The organism is Mycobacterium sp. AT1, from assembly GCF_002043095.1.
Taxonomy (GTDB): Bacteria; Actinomycetota; Actinomycetes; order Mycobacteriales; family Mycobacteriaceae; genus Mycobacterium.
The window spans coordinates 40,604-56,847 of the sequence record NZ_MVOC01000082.1 but is presented as its reverse complement, the minus strand read 5'-3'; the positions used below and the strand labels follow the sequence as shown (position 1 = coordinate 56,847).

Below are 16,244 nucleotides of genomic sequence, written 5' to 3'. Positions count from 1 at the left end.
CCAACGGCGTCACCCAGGTGATCTACGAGGGCACCCCCACCTCGCCCACCGAACACCGACACTTCGAGATCATCGAGAAGTACGGCGTCACGATCTATTACACCGCTCCGACGCTGGTGCGCACGTTCATGAAGCTGGGTCGCCAGATCGCCGCGGAGCACGACCTGTCGAGTCTGCGACTGCTGGGCTCGGTCGGCGAGCCCATCAACCCCGAGGCGTGGCGCTGGTACCGGACCGTGTTCGGCGCCGACCAGACGCCGATCGTGGACACCTGGTGGCAGACCGAGACCGGCTCCATCATGATCTCCCCGCTGCCGGGCGTGACCGACACCAAGCCGGGGTCGGCCATGACGCCGCTGCCGGGCATCTCGGCGATCATCGTCGACGACGACGGCAACCGGTTGGAGCCGGGCACCGACCACGGCGAGCAGGCCAGCGGGTACCTGGTGCTCGACAAGCCGTGGCCGTCGATGCTGCGGGGCATCTGGGGCGACCTCGAGCGGTTCAAGGAGACCTACTGGTCGCGTTTCGCCGAGCAGGGCTGGTACTTCGCCGGCGACGGTGCCCGCTATGGCAAGGACGGCGAGATCTGGGTGCTCGGCCGCATCGACGACGTCATGAACGTCTCCGGACACCGGATCTCCACCGCCGAGGTCGAGTCCGCCCTCGTCGGGCATTCCGGCGTGGCGGAGGCCGCGGTGGTGGGCGCCACCGACGAACAGACCGGCCAGGCGATCTGCGCCTTCGTCATCCTGAAGGCGTCAGCGCACGGAGGCGCCGAGACCATGGTCGAGGAGCTGCGCGCGGAGGTGGCCAAGGAGATCTCCCCGATCGCCCGGCCACGCGAGATCCACGTCGTCCCCGAGCTGCCGAAGACCCGCAGCGGCAAGATCATGCGACGCCTGCTCCGCGACGTCGCCGAGGGCCGCGAGCTCGGCGACACCTCCACCCTGGTCGACCCCGGCGTCTTCGAAGCCATTCGCGCCGGCAAGTAGGGCCGAAACACGGGGCCGTTCGGCCGCCGACGGGACTATCGTGGCTCCCACGCACAGTCAGAACGCAATTCGGGCCGCAGTGCTGGAGATTCGTTCTTGTCACGGGCCTGACGAGATGCGCGCCACGCGGTTCGGCCCACCGTCGATGATCGGTTCGCGCCTTGGCTATCGAAGCACGTGGGCCCGTGGGCGCTGGGAGAATGGCCAGGTCAAGTCCAGCAACGTGGTGTAGCGACGTCGTCGTGTGATTCTTCGAGTTGATAATTCAGGCGGTCGGTGCCGCTGGGGTGTCCTCCTGTTCGGTCGGTGAGCTCTGATCGGCGCGGGATTTGCTCAGGACGTCCAGGCCGAGGTAGCGCCGGGATTCGGCCCATTCGTCGTGTTGCTCGGCCAGGACGGCGCCCACGAGGCGGATCAGCGCGCCCCGGTCGGGGAAGATGCCGACGACGTCGGTGCGCCGTCGAATCTCCTTATTGAGCCGCTCCTGGGGGTTGTTCGACCAGATCTGGCGCCAGATCTGCTTGGGAAACGCAGTGAACGCCAGCAGATCCGGTCGGGCGTTCTCCAGATACTCGGCGACTTTGGGAAGCTTGTCGGCCAACGCGTCAATGATCCGATCATATTGCGCGGCAACTGATTCGGAGTCGGGTTGGTCGAACACCGAATGCAGCAGAGTGCGGACCCACGGCCACGACGACTTCGGCGTGAGGGTCTGCTGCACGATCAGGTGACAGTTTGGGTCACGCGGCCTGGCTGGCCGGTGTGGTCATGATGGCTTCGTATTCGACCGGGGTCAACCGCCCGAGAGCGGACTGGCGACGGCGGCGATGGTAGGTCCGTTCGATCCAGGTGACGATCGCGATCCGTAGCTCTTCTCTGGTGTCCCAGCGGCGGCGATCCACCACGTTTTTCTGCAGCAGGCTGAAGAAGCTCTCCATGGCTGCGTTGCCGCCGGCCTCCCCTACTCTGCCCATCGATCCGACCATCTCATGCTGGTTCAGTGCGTGCACGAATCTTTCTGACCTGAATTGAGATCCGCGGTCGCTGTGGACTATGCAACCGGCAACATCGCCGCGTCGGGCCACCGCACTATGCAGCGCCTGCGTGGCCAATCGGGACTTCATCCAGGAGTCGATCGAGTAACTCACGATCCGATTGGAGAACACGTCCTTGATTGCGCACAGGTAGAGTTTGCCCTCGCCGGTGCGGTGCTCGGTGATATCGCAGAGCCACAACTGGTTTGGCTCCTCGGCGGTGAAGACGCGCTCGACGAGATCATCGTGCACCGGCGGCCCCACTTTGGCGTTCTTGCCGCGCTTCTTACCGAACACGCTCACAATCGATTCTGCGAGCAGATCCGCCAGGCAGTCCGCTCGGCCATCGGCTCGCCGGCGTCGCGGGCCTCTTCGACCAGGCAGCGGTACCCGAACTCCGGGGCATCTCTGTGGGCGTTGAACGGGGCGTTGGCGCGATAGGCCTCGACGAGTTCGGCGTCGGTCACAGGGGTGGCCAGCCAGCGGTAGTACGGCTGGCGGCGAGCTTGAGTACCCGGCAACGTCACCGCGACGGGGATCCCGTCAGCGGCGAGCTCAGCCACGAGCGGGTAGAGCCTTTTCCCGGCAGGTTCGCCTGCGACAGATAGGCCGCGGCCCGGCGCAGGACCTCGTTCTCCTGCTCCAACAGACCATTCCGGCGGCGCAGTTCTCGCAGCTCAGCTGAGTCGCTGGTGCTCTTTCCGGGCTTGGTGCCCTCGTCGATGTCGGCCTGGCGCATCCACTTGGTCAGCGTCATGGGATGAACACCGAAGTCAGTCGCGATCTGCTCGATCGTCACACCGTCATCGCGGTTACGAGCAACACGGATGACGTCGTCGCGGAACTCACGGGGGTAGGCCTGGGCACGAGGACATCCTTCCAGCTCACCGATCCCGGGCAAGCCAACTCAGATGTCACCTATTCGTGCAGCAGACCCATTGACGTGTATTGCAACCCGGCGTCGCTGTGATGAATTAACCCGGCTCCGACCCAGTGATCGGCCATCTTCAGCGCCGTGGTCGTCATCGTCGTGTCCTTGACTGTCGCGGCGTGCCACCCCACGATGGCCCGGGAAAAGCAGTCGATCACGAAGGCCACGTAGACGAACCCCGACCACGTTCGGCAATAGGTGAAGTCGGTGACCCATTTGCGGTTCGGCGCCGTAGCGGTGAAGTCACGGTCTAGTAGGTCCGGTGCTCGACGAGAGTCCTTGCCGCCGGGGATCGTGGTGCGGTGCTTGCGGCCCCTGAGCACCCCGGACAGCCCCTCGTCACCCATCAGCCGGTCCACGGTGCAGGCCGCGACCTGATGGCCCTGGCGGCGCAGATGCGCCGTCATCTTCCGCCGCCCGTACATGCCCTCCGGCGTGCCGACCGTAGCCCGTAGCGCGTCGGTGAGCCCAGCGTCGGCGATGGTGCGCGCCGACGGCGGGGACTTCTTCCAGTTCCTGTACGTGCGTCCGGCGAGTGCCACGCCCTGCTCGGTGAGCACGCGGCAGATCGACTCGACCCGGAATTTTCGTGTGCACGCATCTGATCGATGAACGAACAGGCCAACGGTGGCGAGGGTCGAGCTCCCTCGCGAAGAAAATCGAGGCTGCCTTCAGAATCTCGTTGGCTTCCTTGAGATCTCGGCCATCACGCTCCAGCTGCTTGATGCGTTGCTGCTCGGCGGTGGTGACACCGGGGGTGTGCTCGGCATCGATCTGAGCCTGCAGAACCCACTTGCGTAGCGTCTCCGGACCGACCCCGACCTTCGGGCCGATCGCCTGAGCCGCGGCGTACACCGACCAATATTCACCGAGATGATCGAGGACCATCTTCACCCCACGCTCACGCTGCTCGACCGGGTAGCGCTTCGACATAATCTGCATCCTTCTCAAAGAAGGAAGCGGCATCAAACTCGGAACGGTTCAGAGTATCAATTTGAACGATTTGGCAACTGCAACAGAAGCGTTGGCGCAGCAGTGTCATGCGAGGGTGCCGTTCGATCTGGCCGCAGGAGGCAGGAGGCGGGTCGATCGGAATGCCGTGCAGCCCATCGCTGGGTGAGCTTGGGCGGGATTGGATGTCAGGCAGGCGGAGACGACAGAGGCGCATTCCACGGTGTCGTGGCGGTGCACCGCCGCGAGGTGAAGCAGTACGCTGCAGCTTATTTGGCGCTTTAGGCCACTGCGGGGCTACCTCCGTCACCGATGGTCAGCACGCCCGGCCAGTCAAGTGGTGCCGAACTCACCGAGCGCTGAACACCTCTTCGGTGACCGGCCGTCGACGGTGGCACCCGTGGTCCGTGGACGGTGGTCGATGCGCACGGCGGAACGGGGCGCCGACGCGGCATCACAAATCGTCAGCCACCGCAGCTCGATCGGTCGGCCCAGTGATTGGCGTCCCCCCGGGCACCAGTTCGGGAACGTGGCCTGGTCATCGCGACCCCGCGTTTGCGGTGATGGGCGCGCTCGTCGTGTCAAGACTCGATGCGGCCGGCCAGCCGGCGAGATGTTGAATCATGAAGGCGGCGGCTCGATCCAGGGCACGGTCGGCCTCGTCGAGCGAGCCCGCGTGGCTCTGGAAGACGTGCGGTACGTCGGCGGTGATGTCGAGGATGACGTCCACGTCGGCTGCCGCGGCGCGCGCAGCCAACCGTACGGAGTCGTCCAACACGACTTCGTTGCCGCCCACCTGCAACAGCAGCGGGGGGAGTCCCGTCAGATCCCCGCATATTGCCGGACTGATCAGCTCCTGGGCGGGATCGGCTCCGTTGAGGTAGGCGGCATCGGTGGCCGCGATGACTTCGGGTGTCAGTACGGGATCCCTCGCAGCTCTGGTGTGCATGCTCAGCCCGGCACGGGTGGCATCTAGCCCAGGTGAGAAGGCCACGACTGCCGCCGGCATGGGTAGACCATCGTTGCGGGCCGCCAGGAGCGTTGCGACCGCTAGACCGCCTCCGGCTGAGTCTCCGGCGAAAACCACAGTCTGGGGGTTGATTCCGGTGTCTATTAAAGCGCGGTAGGCCGCCGCGGCGTCCTCGACCGCGGCGGGGAACGGGTGCTCAGGTGCAAGTCGGTAGTCGAGCGATATTGCGCAGAGCCCGGTGCGTCGCACGAGGTGCGCGGTCAGGGGTGCGGAATCCTCGGGTGAGCCGAGCACGTACGCCCCGCCGTGAAGGTAGAGGATCGTACCGGGACGGCGGCCCGGGGTGGGGTCCAGGCGCAGGACTCGACGTCCCGCCAGTTCGCCTTCGACAGTCGAAACCCCTGGCGGGATGGGGAAGTTCGCCATGACAGCGGAGAAGCTGGCGCGCATTTCCTGGATCGTCGCGCCTCCTGTCGTTACGTTTCGCCAGAACTGGTCGACCTCGAGGCGTTGTTGTGTGGTCATGTCGTCGATCTCCTCGTAGTGGTTGAGCCCGCTGGCGCGGGTGCATTTCGGTGCCGGATCCTTCGTGGTGCGCGTGCCGGTGTGGTAGCTCATATGCGAATTGTGGGACTCTCACCCAGGACGTGTCCGGTGTCGTCGAGGGCGCGAATGCGGTAGGTGCCCTTCGGCAGTCGCCTCTGGCCAAGCACGAATCGTGTGTCGAGTCCTGACCATGGCGCCGTGGCCTCGACTGTCAGCTGGTCATGGGCTTCGCCGCTGAGGAGTTGCCACTGCGCCACGTCGGTCGCGCCGTTCCAGATCGCCCGTGCGACAGAAGAATTGGCTTCGTTACCGATCGACAGTGTGGGCGGTTGCGACGGCGCGCCCCGCCAGTCGGACAGGAACGCTCGGTACGTGCTCGGCATCGTCGCGTCGTAGACGAGTTGCCCGGTGGGCGTGACCTCGGACACGCGACCCGTCACGCCCCAGCCGATGAGTGTGTTGCCGTTCGGCAGCGGTTGGGCGCTTCCCATTGCCGCGGCGGTGACCGGAAAGTCGGGGTGCGGTTGACTTCGTTGCAGAGTAGCCGTTCTGGTGGCGTAGTCGAGGTGAATCCATTGGACGGTGGACTCTGGTGCGCCTTGGACGTCGGGTAGGCCGTTGGCGTCGTTGTCGAACAGCCGGACGGTATTCGCGTCGGCGAATTCGGCGTCGTGTTGAAAGGAGAAGCCGGCGCCGACCTGGCGGAACGACGAGCGTTTTCCGCCGAGCTGCCAATGAATCTTCCCGGTGCCGCTGTCCACGGCGTAGAGCGCCGAGGTGTGGCGCAACGAGATCAGCAAGTCGCCGTTGGGTGCAGCCGCGATCGAGTTCATGTGGAACGCATCGAAGGCGTCTCCTGCGCCGGGGGCCTTCTCCTGTCCGGGTGTGAGGTAGGAATCGCTGATCGGCACGTGGTCCAACGCGCTCCATTGCAGGAGTGTCGTGTTGGTGGCGACGTCGATGACCACGGCGATCGAGTCCAAGAGTCGCCCCTTGGTGGGGCCGCCGATCGGGCTCAAGTCGTAGGGCACCTCACGATAGGCGGTCAGCAACGCCCGGCCATCGGGGAGTAGACGAAACTCGTGGATGTCTGCCCGCAGTCCGGCCGGCGGTGTGACGTGAGCGGTGACCTGATAGTGAGAGTCGGCGATGTAGGCGTCTCCGATGCCGTATCCGCCGCGGCTTTCACCCTGCCACCACGTCAGGACGGGTTGACCGTGGTAGCTCTGCACCCGGAGGTTGCCGGCTGTTTGGTCGGGGGGCAGCGGGTGGAACCACACTGCGCGGCCCGCCTAGTCGATGATGAGCGGCGCCCCGGTGGCGGCGGGTGAACCGGCGGGCGGGGGAGCGGAGTCTGGCCCGGACAGGCTTGCCATCAGGCGGGCGTCGGCAGCGCTCATCCCTGGTGTGACGAAGAGATAGCCGGGAGTTCCGCTCGATGAATTGGTCATCACGCTGACTGCGGGTGGCGTCGCTGCAGTGGTGGTTGGCGCGCCCGTGACGACCGGCTGCTGCGGCGCGTGCGTCGATCCGCACGCGGACAGCGCGACTGCCATGGGCGCCACCATCGCCAGAGCGGAAAGCCGGAGTCGTCGTGCGAAGAGTGTCCGCTCGCGTGGATCACGAGCGGTTCCATTTCCCCGTGTCACATCAACACCACTTTCGGATTGGTTGTCCGACAACACATGACGGCGAACACTCACGTCAGGTCGTCGACGGCGGCAAGGACGTGGGCGAACGCAACGTCATGACGATGGCGCGTCTGGCCGCGTCCACCATGGCCTGCAGCGGCGACTCCGGCGGGGTAGGTGACATCAGCTGTACGCCGACGCCTCGGGCCAGGCCGAGCACCAGAACAGCCGCCACGTCGGCGTCGACCGTCGCGGTGATGGATCCGTCGACGACCCCCTCCCGAACGAGACCCGCTACCAAGGCGCGGAATCGAATGTCACGTTCATCGAATAGTGGAGCGAGAATCGGATCAGCCGACATCGCCTCGGCCCACAGCCGGACGAATGCCTTGGTGGTCGCAGCGCGGCCAGCGATGTTTCGCAGGTACCTCTCCACCATGCCCGCCACTCGGCCCAGCCCGTCGCCGCTGTACTCGGGTACGTCGACGCCACCCAGGTCGTGCATCACCGCAGCGAGAAGACCAGCACGGTTCCCGAAGTGGTGGTAGACGATGCCGCGGCTGTAGCCCGCGGCCGCTCCCACCTGGGCCAGTGTCAACAGGTGCGAGCCGTGGCTTGCGATGAGCGTGATGGCCGCATCCACCACTCGACGTTCGGTCTCGTGTCGGCGTTCTTGCTGCGTGCGACGGGGGGACTCGACGGCGGCTTCAGAGACATTCACCACGACCACCCTTTCCGTAGGGGTGAGATTTGCGATGCGCCGTGTCCGCACTGGCCGCGCTCCTGCCACACGTTAGGGATATGTGCGTGCATGCACGCAACATATAAACCAGTCGGGCCGGCTGGTCGGTTCGTGGACGCGCCGTGCTCGACGTCGGTGGTGGCGGAGGCCGGGTTGAGGGAATCGGCGAGGGCGGCTTGTTGCGGATCTGCGTTGTCAGGACGGCTAGGCGTTGCGCTGACCTCGGCGTTGGGGCGCGCAGCGTGCGGTCGAAAACGTCGTCAGAAACTCACACCTCACGTTTCACGGGGTGTGGACGTCTACATACCGGGGCCGACCAAACCCCATTCACATTGACTGAAGGGCTGTAGTTGACATGTCAGATCAGCAAGATCGCGTCGAGACCTTCCTTGCGAGCATCGGCAGCAAGCCGGCCGACGCCTCCACTGCGTGTACGGACTGGACTGCCCACAACATCGCCGCGCACCTGGCCGCTGGCTTTGAAGAGGTCTACGTCTTGATCCAGAACACCCTCGCCGGTCAACCAACCCGCGACACCCGCACATTCGTCGAACGTGAAGCTCCCTTCCTGGAGATGGATCACGAGACCCTGCTGCAGAGCTTGCGGGAGCACTTGACCAAGACGGCGGAAGTGCTCACCGACTTTCGTGCCGCCGGACCGGACGCCGTGTTCGAGTTCTTCGGACATCCCTTCACTGCTGAGGAGATGACCCGACATCTCGACAGCGAATTGGCCATCCACCGTTGGGATTTCATGGGTGACGACGAAATCAGCGAGCAGCAGCTGTCCAATCCGGCCTTCACCCGTCACGCGGTGTTTCTGCTCAACGCGCTGCCGATGCTTGCCGAGGGCGCTCCTAATCGGGTGGCCGGCACCGGTCTGCGCGCAATCACCATCGTGTTGCGCACCCCGGGTGAGCCCGACGTAGCCCTCGAGGTCGATGCCGACGGCGAGGCCGCCCGTTACACACAGGGCGAGAGTGAAGGCAGCCTCGACGGGCAGTTCGTGGTCACCACCGATGCCGCGAACCGGGTGCTCGCGCTCTGGGGCCGACACTCCAGCCGCAAGGCCGTCAGCGTGACCGGTGACCCAGCGCTGTGGGGCGCCGTGGCGAACGCGTTGTGGCCCGACGCCCACAAGTGGCCCAAAATCTAGAGGTCGTTGTCCGGCGGCAGTACCCACGCGCTCTGCGGGTGGGTACTGCTGCTCGCAGCGGTGCCGTCCGCAACGCGGACGACCACACGGCTGATGGCGAGCGGCCCGACCGTCGTCGACGACGGCAACCACCGGCCGGGGTCCGACGTCGCCGTCTAGACGACCTCCGATCACCGTTCGTCGGCGGCATTGCTCGCCCGCGGCTCCGCCGACGCCTTGGGGTCGACGACCCGATGTGCGGTCGCGCGACCACGTAGACGCTTTCCGCTCCAGATACGCGAGGTCCGCGGAGGCGCCAATCGTCAGCAATCGATTCGACGAACGATCCCGCGCCGACAGTCTGTACGGGCACACGATTCGGGTACGCCTTAACGCCTTCCCAGCACACGCGGCCGACCGACTCATGCCCCACGACGCGCACAACCCGGGCGCGTCGTCGCGGATCGCTACTTCGATATCCGGCCGAATACCAGCCACGATGGCACAGGGGCTCAACGGGCCGACGGGCCGACGGGCCGACGGGCCCGTGTTCGTAGGCCACGCCGGGGCCCTCCGCGAACGCCTCCTCCACGGTTCTCACTGCCTCTCCAGCGTCCCGGTGTGCGCCATGAGGATGGCACCGCAACGCGCCTGCACGGATTGAAGACCAGCCCGTCGACACCCCCCACCCCCGGTGCGGTGTCCACCACCCCGCCGGCCAGCGAGAGACAATCAAGACCTCACAAAAGTCAAGGGCGGTGCGTCTACAAAACGTGACAGTAAAACAAACCTTCGCCGCGGTGGTCAATGAGCACGGACCAGTCGTCATGCGGGTGTGTCGCGCGATCCTGGGGCCGTTCGACGCCGACGACGCGTGGTCGGAGACGTTCCTCTCGGCCATGAAGGCGTACCCGGAGCTGCCTGCCGATGCCAACCTGCAGGCCTGGCTGGTCACCATCGCCCACCGCAAGGCCGTCGACGTCACCCGCAGCAGGGCACGCCAACCCATACCAACCGACACACTGCCCGACATCGCCACGCACCCGCCCATCGACCGCGACGACGACCTCGCCCTGGCCCTGGGTCGGCTTCCACCCAAACAGCAACAAGCCGTGGCCTACCACTATTTGGCAGGCCTGCCCTACGCCGACGTCGCCGACATCATCGGTGGCACAGCCGACGCGGCCCGCCGCGCCGCCGCCGACGGCATCGCCACCCTCCGGCGCACCTACAACGGCGCCGTGGCCGACACCCGGCACTTCACGAAGGGAGTCACCCCATGAACGACAACGTCAACGCCGCTCTCGTTCTCGACCTGGCCCGGATCACCGAGGCCACCCCAGACGCGATGACGGTGCTCTACGCCCACCTGGCCGCCGCAGCCGAGCGCGACGGCATCCTCGACGTCGCCTACCGGATCCTCGACACCCCGGTGGGGCCACTGCTGCTCGCCGCGACCGAACACGGCCTGGTCCGCGTCGCCTACGCCAGCGAAGATCATGACACGGTGCTGCAGGCACTGGCCGATAAAATCAGCCCCCGCATCCTGCAAGCCCCCGCGAGACTCGACGCCATCGCCGGCCAACTCGACGAATACTTCGCCGGAGCGCGGCGCACCTTCGACGCACCGCTGGACTGGCGGCTGTCGTCGACGGGGTTCCGCAGCACCGTGCTGCACCACCTCAGCGACATCGACTACGGACACACCGCCAGCTACTCCGCGGTCGCGCAGCTCGCCGGAAACCCCAAGGCCGTGCGCGCGGTGGGCTCGGCGTGCGCCACCAACCCGCTTCCAGTCGTGGTCCCGTGCCACCGCGTGGTGCGCAGCGACGGCACCATGGGCGGCTACATCGGCGGACCCGACGCCAAACGGACACTGCTCACCCTGGAGGCAGCAGCATGACCCCCGCACACCCGCGCACCGCACCCCGCGGTGATCAGACCGCGCCGTGGCGCGGCCGGGTCGAGGCCGTCGACTGGGACGCCGTGCGCACCGAACTGGACGCCACCGGCTGCGCCCTCACCGGGCCACTGCTCTCGGCGCCCGAAGCCGCCGCGATAGCCGACCTCTACGACGACGACACCCGGTTCCGGACCACGGTGCACATGGCGCGATACCGCCTCGGGGAGGGCGAATACCGTTATTTCGCTGATCCGTTCCCCCCTGCGGTCGTCGACCTCAAGGAGGCGCTGTACCCCAAGCTGTTGCCCATCGCCCGCGACTGGTGGACCAAGCTGCGCCGCGACACCCCGTGGCCGGACACCCTCGAGGAGTGGCTGGCCATGTGCCACGCCGCCGGTCAAACCAAACCCACCCCGATCCTGCTCAAATACGGCCCGGGGGACTGGAACGCTCTGCACCGCGACCTGTATGGCGATCTGGTGTTTCCCCTGCAGGTCGTCATCAACCTCAACGACCCCGGCGTCGACCACACCGGCGGGGAGTTTCTGCTCTACGAGCAGCGCCCGCGAGCCCAATCCCGCGGCACCGCCACCCTCATTTCCCACGGGCACGGCCTGGTGTTCACCACCCGCGACCGACCCGTGCAATCGGCCCGCGGATGGTCGGCCGCCCCGGTCCGCCACGGCGTGTCGGTCATCCGATCCGGTCACCGCCTCACCTTGGCCCTGGTCTTCCACGATGCCGCCTGATGGCCCACCCCCCGACCCCTGTGACGCCTCTTGCGGGCGCTACATGCTCACTGATGCAGACGGGCGTCCCTGCCGCAGTGCAACACCGGGCACGCTGGGCGGTCACCGCCGCGCGAAGATCTACGGCCGGCTGGACTGCCGGGCCGCCGCGCGGGCCCTCGCCGCCGGCGGCTATGTCGCCCACCGCGTGTTCTTTATCGACGAACCCACCGCCATCGCCGCGGGCTACCGCCCCTGCGCCGTGTGCCTACCCGAGGCCTACCGCACCTGGAGGAACCAATGAGACCCGCCACGTCGCCGCGCATCCCCCACACCGTGATCGCGCTACCCCGCGGCGACCGAGCCGCCCCGACCGCACACCACTGCCGAACTGGAGCGCCTCATGGCCATGCTGTTCGCCGCCAAGACGCACCGCATCGCCATCGGCCACGGACGACACGACGCCTCGGTCGCCGCCGCCGCCGCGCTCTTCGACGCCTGGACTGAAACCGGAAACATCGCAACCATGGTCAGCTGGCCGGCCGACGCCGCGTCCTGGCTCAGGCCCGCACGGCACCTCGCCGTCGAACACCCCGACGCCTGCGTCATCGCCGACACCCCCGCCGGCACGGCCCAACTGACCGCCCGGCTGGTTGAGTGCGACGGCTGGTCACCGGCCCGCACCTTCGGATTCGCCAGTGTGGCCGGCCCGGAACTGATTTTGTTGACCGGCTCGTCGCTGGTGGGTATGACCGGGACCACCAGCGACGGCGGCGGCTGGCTGATCCGTGAGGACGACCTCCTTGTCGAGGATCGTCGTCCCAAGGCGGTGCACCGGTGACGTTGTTCGGCGCCGGTGACCGTCGAGGACCGGCTCGCCGGATCGCCCCCGGCGCGGTCCACCTAACCGGCTAGCTATCACCCGGCGAGCAAGCCGCGCTGGTCACCGCCTTCGCGGACTGGTCCGATGCCCCGGTACCGATCAGAGCCGCCACCATGCCCGGCGGGCACCGCATGTCGGCAAAAACCGTGTGCCTGGGATGGCACTGGAGGCCCTACCGCTACACCCGCACCGCCGACGACGTGAACGGTCGCCGCGTGCGCCCGTTCCCCGACTGGCTGGCCGATCATGCCCGCCGCGCCGTCGAGGACGCCTACGGGCCCGGCGCCGGGGCGGACTATCGGCCCGACGCGGCGTTCTTGAACTTCTACGGGCCGGGTGCACGGCTGGGCATGCACAAGGACGACGACGAACTGACCGACGAACCGGTCGTGTCCTTCAGCGTCGGTGACAGCCGCGTCTTCCGATTCGGCAACACCGACCATCGGGGCCAGCCCTACACCGACGTCGTCCTGGACTCCGGTGACGTCGTGGTGTTCGGCAGGGCCTCCCGGTACGCCTTCCACGGCGTCCCAAAGATCCTGCCCGACACCGCACCTCACGACTGCCCGATGACCCACGGACGGATCAACGTCACCGTCCGCGTCACCGGCATGTCCGACCAGTGACACCCACCCCCGACGCGACCCGCGGCGGCGTGGTCATCGGCGACGACGGTTTGGCGCGGCCGCCATGGGCGGCTGCCAACGATCTGCTGCGCCGCTACTACGACACCGAGTGGGGTGTCCTAGTTCGCGACGAGCGCGGAGTGTTCGAGCGGAACAGCTTGGAGGCTTTCCAACGGGGCTGTCGTGGGCGACGATCCTCGCCAAGCGGCCGGCGTTCCGCGAAGCGTTCGATCGATTCGATCCCGACGTCGTCGCCGGCTACGGACCGACGGAGGTGGCGCGACTGCTCGACGACGTTCGCATCGTGCGCAACCGCCGCAAGATCGAGGCGACGATCCGCAACGCGCGCGGCCACCATCGACCTGCGCCGAGACGGCGGCCTCGCCGAACTCGTCTGGGCCCACCAGCCCGAAGAATCCCCGGCGCCGCGTGTCGTCACCGGCATTCCCACCATGACCGAAGACTCGGAGCGACTGGCCCGCGCATTAAGCAAGCGCGGTTTCAGCTTCGTCGGACCGACGACCATGTTCGCGCTCATGGAAGCCATCGGTGTCGTCGACACCCACCTGCTCGACACTCACCGCCGCGGCTGCTCGGGACTCTGGACGGTCGACGGTCGACGGAGGGCCCGCCCTCCTAAGGTTGGTATCGCGATGGTTGCCTCGCGCCTGGGTGGCCGGTGAACGGCGCCGCGGGCGGGCTCACCGCGGGGCACCACAGCCTCCGTGGGGCGGTCATTGCCTGCCCGGCGACGGCACCCTGCCGCCGCTGAGAGCCAACGCCCGGACTCAGTTTCGAAGCTCCTCCGCACGGCTGTGCGGACCGATCTCACGTCCGCGGGCTCCGCGACGTCTTCCCAGTACACGTCACCGCGAAAGGACCTGTCATGTCACAGCTTCTACCCCTTCCCACGTGGCACACCGTCATCGAGTCGGCGCTGGGCGACCTCACGTTGGTCCGCGACGCCGACGGCCTGTGTGGCCTGTACTTCCCCCATCATTGGTATCGGCCGGACCCGGCGACCTTCGGCCCGCGCCGCGATCTGGGATTTCGTGAAGCGACCCAGGAACTCGCCGAGTACCTCGACGGGGCTCGCCGCCGGTTCGACCTGCCCGTGATACTGCGAGGCAACCCATTCCAGATGGCCGTGTGGGGGTTGATCGCCCAAATTCCCTACGGCGCCACGACCAGCTACGGGGACGTCGCCACCCAGCTCGGCGGCGGGATCACCGCTCAGCAGGTGGGAGCCGCTGTCGGCCGCAATCCGTTGTCGATCGTCGTGCCGTGTCATCGCGTGGTGGGACGGGGCGGCAAGCTCACCGGATACGCCGGCGGCGTCGGACGCAAGAGGCATCTGCTCGACCTGGAACGCGACCACGCGAGCCGGTCGGACGGCACCCCCTTCCAGGGTGCGCTGATCTCCGGGCTGTCGTGAACGCGGACGCGATCAAGCCGGCGCCGGCGCCGGGGTCGAGGTCTGCGAAGGTGGCCAAGCAACGTGCAGATGAGTAAGCGAAACCGACAGCGGGGCATCGTGTTAGGCCGCACCCGCCTGAGATCCGCGGTGCAGGTGGGGAAACGGCATCCAGACGGCGTGAGGAGGCGTGGGTGAATTCGGGGTTCGGGTCGCAGGGCTGGGAGCCAATCCCCGCGTTGGTCCTGACGGACTCGGGCACGGGCGTCCAGGCGCAGATCGCATCGAACAACTTCGAACCCGACCTCACGTCCAGGCCAGCCGAGTCGTCTGCTTGGGTAGGTGCTCCAGCCGGGAGTGCCCAGAACATTGGCACGCAGGAGAGGATTCTCATGACGATCGAGGAGAATAAAGCCGTCGTCGGACGCTGGTTCACAGAATTCTGGGGCGCTGACTTCAACCCTGCCGTCATCGACGAGCTCGCCGCACCCGACATCCGCTTCGAGTACTCGCTACACAGCCCGTGTCGGGGCCGCGACCAGGTCCGCGCATTCGCCGAGAAGTTCCGGGCCGCCTTCCCGGACCTGGCGTTCGAGGGCACAGCCGACCTCATTGCAGAAGGCGACTACGTCGTCGGGCAGTGGATCGGCGGCGGCACCCAGACCGGAGAGGCGTTCGACGACATGCCGATCGGCGCGCTGGCGGCCGGCACCGGCAAGACGATGCGTTTCACTGGAACATCGGTGCTCAAGGTCGTCGACGGTCTCATCGTGGAGGAGGTCGGGCTCGACGACGGCGTCACGGTTCTGCAGCAGCTGGAACTCATCAAGCCGGCCTAACCCTGCCCCAGCCCCAGGTGACCGCGCGAAACCCCGGCAGGCCCGCGTGCCTGCCGGGGTTTCGCGGGCCGTGGAGCGGCGAACTCGAGGCACACCGGAACATGGCGGGAGCCAGGGAGCTTCAGCTCGGCCGCCGGCGCACGCGCCGAAGCCGAGAGGTTGATGGCGGTTGTGCACGGTTTTTCGTGGTTGGCGTCGATGAGGTCGGCCATTTGCAGGACTAGTGCCCGTTCGGCCACCGTGGTCTTGGCCCAGGTGCGCGCGGCGAATTCGGCGCCGTCGAGTGCCTGGCGCCCGAGACTCGGCAGAGCCGTCGCATTGCCTCATGGATAGTGACTAGTATCCCTCATATCGATGACGAGATTAACGGCGTTGCAAGGCAACGTATTTCGAAAGAAACGGTACACGGGCACGGTTATCGGCGTGCAGTCGGCTGACTCTCACGCCACACTGAAACAACTGAAGTTCGGAACGTCAACAGGGAACGTGGGCACGTGACGCACAATGAGATCAACGCCGCGCGACGCTGGCAGTCGTGGTCTGACGTAGCAGGGCTATTCGACGGAGCCGCGGATTCTGGGTGTGCGTCGGACCGGAAACTGATCCTGGACGAGCTGCGAGACCCATGGCGGCACATCGCTCAAGGGGACGATCAGCAAATGGACCAGAGCTGAACAACTCTCACCCTTTTCTGTTGTGGCTCATTAGCCCAACCGTTGGCGCTGCGGCCGCGGACGCGAGCATCGCCAGCAGCTCAGGATTCGATTGGTACCCGTACCGCGCCTCGGTCACGACCTGAGACCGTTGAAGACTGCCGCCCTCGGCGTTGTGCAGCAATAAGACATGCCGACTAAGACGATCGGGCAGGCGATACGATTGTGTAGTTGGTCTCGACCAAGTCGGGATCGGGGGATTC

The 16,244-nt window shown here is 66.5% G+C and carries 17 protein-coding genes and 3 pseudogenes; 13 read left to right on the top strand and 7 right to left on the bottom strand.

Annotation, left to right across the window (positions count from 1 at the left end; genetic code table 11):
- The coding region (locus tag B1790_RS31520; RefSeq protein ID WP_142271614.1) for an AMP-binding protein at positions 1-995 on the top strand (995 nt) is incomplete at its 5' end.
- Positions 996-1,260: 265 nt separating this feature from the next.
- Here the strand turns inward: B1790_RS31520 and B1790_RS31515 are convergent.
- The 3 genes and pseudogenes from B1790_RS31515 to B1790_RS31505 form a co-directional block, all read right to left on the bottom strand.
- A pseudogene (locus B1790_RS31515) lies at positions 1,261-1,701 on the bottom strand (transposase); the annotation flags it as partial.
- 34 nt (positions 1,702-1,735) lie between these two features.
- Positions 1,736-2,912 (bottom strand): annotated as a pseudogene (locus B1790_RS31510) (IS3 family transposase).
- Between the two features lie 35 nt (positions 2,913-2,947).
- Complete coding sequence (locus B1790_RS31505; RefSeq protein WP_142271613.1) at positions 2,948-3,580, bottom strand: IS3 family transposase; 633 nt, start codon at positions 3,578-3,580, stop codon at positions 2,948-2,950.
- A 7-nt stretch (positions 3,581-3,587) separates the two neighbouring features.
- Here B1790_RS31505 and B1790_RS34850 point away from each other — a divergent pair, with 7 nt between their 5' ends.
- The gene (locus B1790_RS34850; protein WP_158083903.1) at positions 3,588-3,761 is read left to right on the top strand and encodes a hypothetical protein; all 174 of its coding nucleotides are present in this window, start codon (positions 3,588-3,590) and stop codon (positions 3,759-3,761) included.
- A gap of 688 nt (positions 3,762-4,449) precedes the next feature.
- Here B1790_RS34850 and B1790_RS31500 read toward each other — a convergent pair.
- The 4 genes from B1790_RS31500 to B1790_RS31485 form a co-directional block, all read right to left on the bottom strand.
- Positions 4,450-5,499, bottom strand: a complete 1,050-nt coding sequence (locus tag B1790_RS31500) for an alpha/beta hydrolase (protein WP_233165403.1) — start codon at positions 5,497-5,499, stop codon at positions 4,450-4,452.
- A complete protein-coding gene (locus B1790_RS31495) occupies positions 5,496-6,707 on the bottom strand; it encodes an arylsulfotransferase family protein (protein WP_079927215.1) in 1,212 nt (403 codons plus the stop codon). The genes B1790_RS31500 and B1790_RS31495 overlap by 4 nt, the downstream gene beginning before the upstream one ends.
- Positions 6,708-6,719: 12 nt before the next feature.
- A complete protein-coding gene (locus tag B1790_RS31490; RefSeq protein WP_142271612.1) occupies positions 6,720-6,983 on the bottom strand; it encodes a hypothetical protein in 264 nt (87 codons plus the stop codon).
- Between the two features lie 148 nt (positions 6,984-7,131).
- Positions 7,132-7,779: a TetR/AcrR family transcriptional regulator gene (locus B1790_RS31485; RefSeq protein WP_079927220.1), complete on the bottom strand. Its 648-nt coding sequence runs from the start codon at positions 7,777-7,779 to the stop codon at positions 7,132-7,134.
- Between the two features lie 376 nt (positions 7,780-8,155).
- On the opposite strand from B1790_RS31485, the gene B1790_RS31480 reads away from it, so the two are divergent.
- The 11 genes and pseudogenes from B1790_RS31480 (at position 8,156) to B1790_RS31435 (ending at position 15,328) form a co-directional block, all read left to right on the top strand.
- The gene (locus B1790_RS31480; RefSeq protein ID WP_079927213.1) at positions 8,156-8,956 is read left to right on the top strand and encodes a maleylpyruvate isomerase N-terminal domain-containing protein; all 801 of its coding nucleotides are present in this window, start codon (positions 8,156-8,158) and stop codon (positions 8,954-8,956) included.
- A gap of 6 nt (positions 8,957-8,962) precedes the next feature.
- Positions 8,963-9,115, top strand: a complete 153-nt coding sequence (locus tag B1790_RS34845) for a hypothetical protein (protein ID WP_158083902.1) — start codon at positions 8,963-8,965, stop codon at positions 9,113-9,115.
- A gap of 593 nt (positions 9,116-9,708) precedes the next feature.
- Entirely contained in the window at positions 9,709-10,218 is a 510-nt protein-coding gene (locus tag B1790_RS31475; protein ID WP_079927212.1) for an RNA polymerase sigma factor, read from the top strand.
- A 65-nt stretch (positions 10,219-10,283) separates the two neighbouring features.
- The gene (locus B1790_RS31470; RefSeq protein WP_142271615.1) at positions 10,284-10,838 is read left to right on the top strand and encodes a methylated-DNA--[protein]-cysteine S-methyltransferase; all 555 of its coding nucleotides are present in this window, start codon (positions 10,284-10,286) and stop codon (positions 10,836-10,838) included.
- Positions 10,835-11,587 (top strand): 2OG-Fe(II) oxygenase, encoded by a 753-nt coding sequence (locus tag B1790_RS31465; RefSeq protein ID WP_079927210.1) that lies wholly within the window; start codon positions 10,835-10,837, stop codon positions 11,585-11,587. The genes B1790_RS31470 and B1790_RS31465 overlap by 4 nt, the downstream gene beginning before the upstream one ends.
- Positions 11,577-11,870: an Ada metal-binding domain-containing protein gene (locus B1790_RS31460; RefSeq protein ID WP_079927209.1), complete on the top strand. Its 294-nt coding sequence runs from the start codon at positions 11,577-11,579 to the stop codon at positions 11,868-11,870. The genes B1790_RS31465 and B1790_RS31460 overlap by 11 nt, the downstream gene beginning before the upstream one ends.
- Positions 11,871-11,969: 99 nt before the next feature.
- Positions 11,970-12,407 carry a hypothetical protein gene (locus B1790_RS31455; RefSeq protein ID WP_079927208.1) on the top strand — a complete coding sequence of 146 codons (438 nt, stop codon included), beginning with the start codon at positions 11,970-11,972 and terminating at the stop codon, positions 12,405-12,407.
- Between the two features lie 98 nt (positions 12,408-12,505).
- Positions 12,506-13,075, top strand: coding sequence for an alpha-ketoglutarate-dependent dioxygenase AlkB (locus B1790_RS31450; protein WP_233165406.1), 570 nt, complete (start codon positions 12,506-12,508; stop codon positions 13,073-13,075).
- Between the two features lie 35 nt (positions 13,076-13,110).
- Positions 13,111-13,758, top strand: a pseudogene (locus B1790_RS31445) (DNA-3-methyladenine glycosylase I).
- A gap of 203 nt (positions 13,759-13,961) precedes the next feature.
- Positions 13,962-14,510, top strand: coding sequence for a methylated-DNA--[protein]-cysteine S-methyltransferase (locus B1790_RS31440; protein ID WP_198952172.1), 549 nt, complete (start codon positions 13,962-13,964; stop codon positions 14,508-14,510).
- 371 nt (positions 14,511-14,881) lie between these two features.
- Positions 14,882-15,328 carry an ester cyclase gene (locus B1790_RS31435; protein ID WP_079927218.1) on the top strand — a complete coding sequence of 149 codons (447 nt, stop codon included), beginning with the start codon at positions 14,882-14,884 and terminating at the stop codon, positions 15,326-15,328.
- The last annotated feature ends 916 nt before the right edge of the window (positions 15,329-16,244 follow it).

What these genes read in the sequence shown, in the direction of transcription:
- B1790_RS31500 (WP_233165403.1), bottom strand. Translation starts at nt 5,499, where the DNA reads ATGAGCTACCACACCGGCACGCGCACCACGAAGGATCCGGCACCGAAA.
- B1790_RS31480 (WP_079927213.1), top strand. Translation starts at nt 8,156, where the DNA reads ATGTCAGATCAGCAAGATCGCGTCGAGACCTTCCTTGCGAGCATCGGC.
- B1790_RS31465 (WP_079927210.1), top strand. Translation starts at nt 10,835, where the DNA reads ATGACCCCCGCACACCCGCGCACCGCACCCCGCGGTGATCAGACCGCG.
- B1790_RS31470 (WP_142271615.1), top strand. Translation starts at nt 10,284, where the DNA reads ATGACGGTGCTCTACGCCCACCTGGCCGCCGCAGCCGAGCGCGACGGC.
- B1790_RS31460 (WP_079927209.1), top strand. Translation starts at nt 11,577, where the DNA reads ATGCCGCCTGATGGCCCACCCCCCGACCCCTGTGACGCCTCTTGCGGG.
- B1790_RS31490 (WP_142271612.1), bottom strand. Translation starts at nt 6,983, where the DNA reads ATGGCAGTCGCGCTGTCCGCGTGCGGATCGACGCACGCGCCGCAGCAG.
- B1790_RS31435 (WP_079927218.1), top strand. Translation starts at nt 14,882, where the DNA reads ATGACGATCGAGGAGAATAAAGCCGTCGTCGGACGCTGGTTCACAGAA.
- B1790_RS31440 (WP_198952172.1), top strand. Translation starts at nt 13,962, where the DNA reads ATGTCACAGCTTCTACCCCTTCCCACGTGGCACACCGTCATCGAGTCG.
- B1790_RS31455 (WP_079927208.1), top strand. Translation starts at nt 11,970, where the DNA reads ATGGCCATGCTGTTCGCCGCCAAGACGCACCGCATCGCCATCGGCCAC.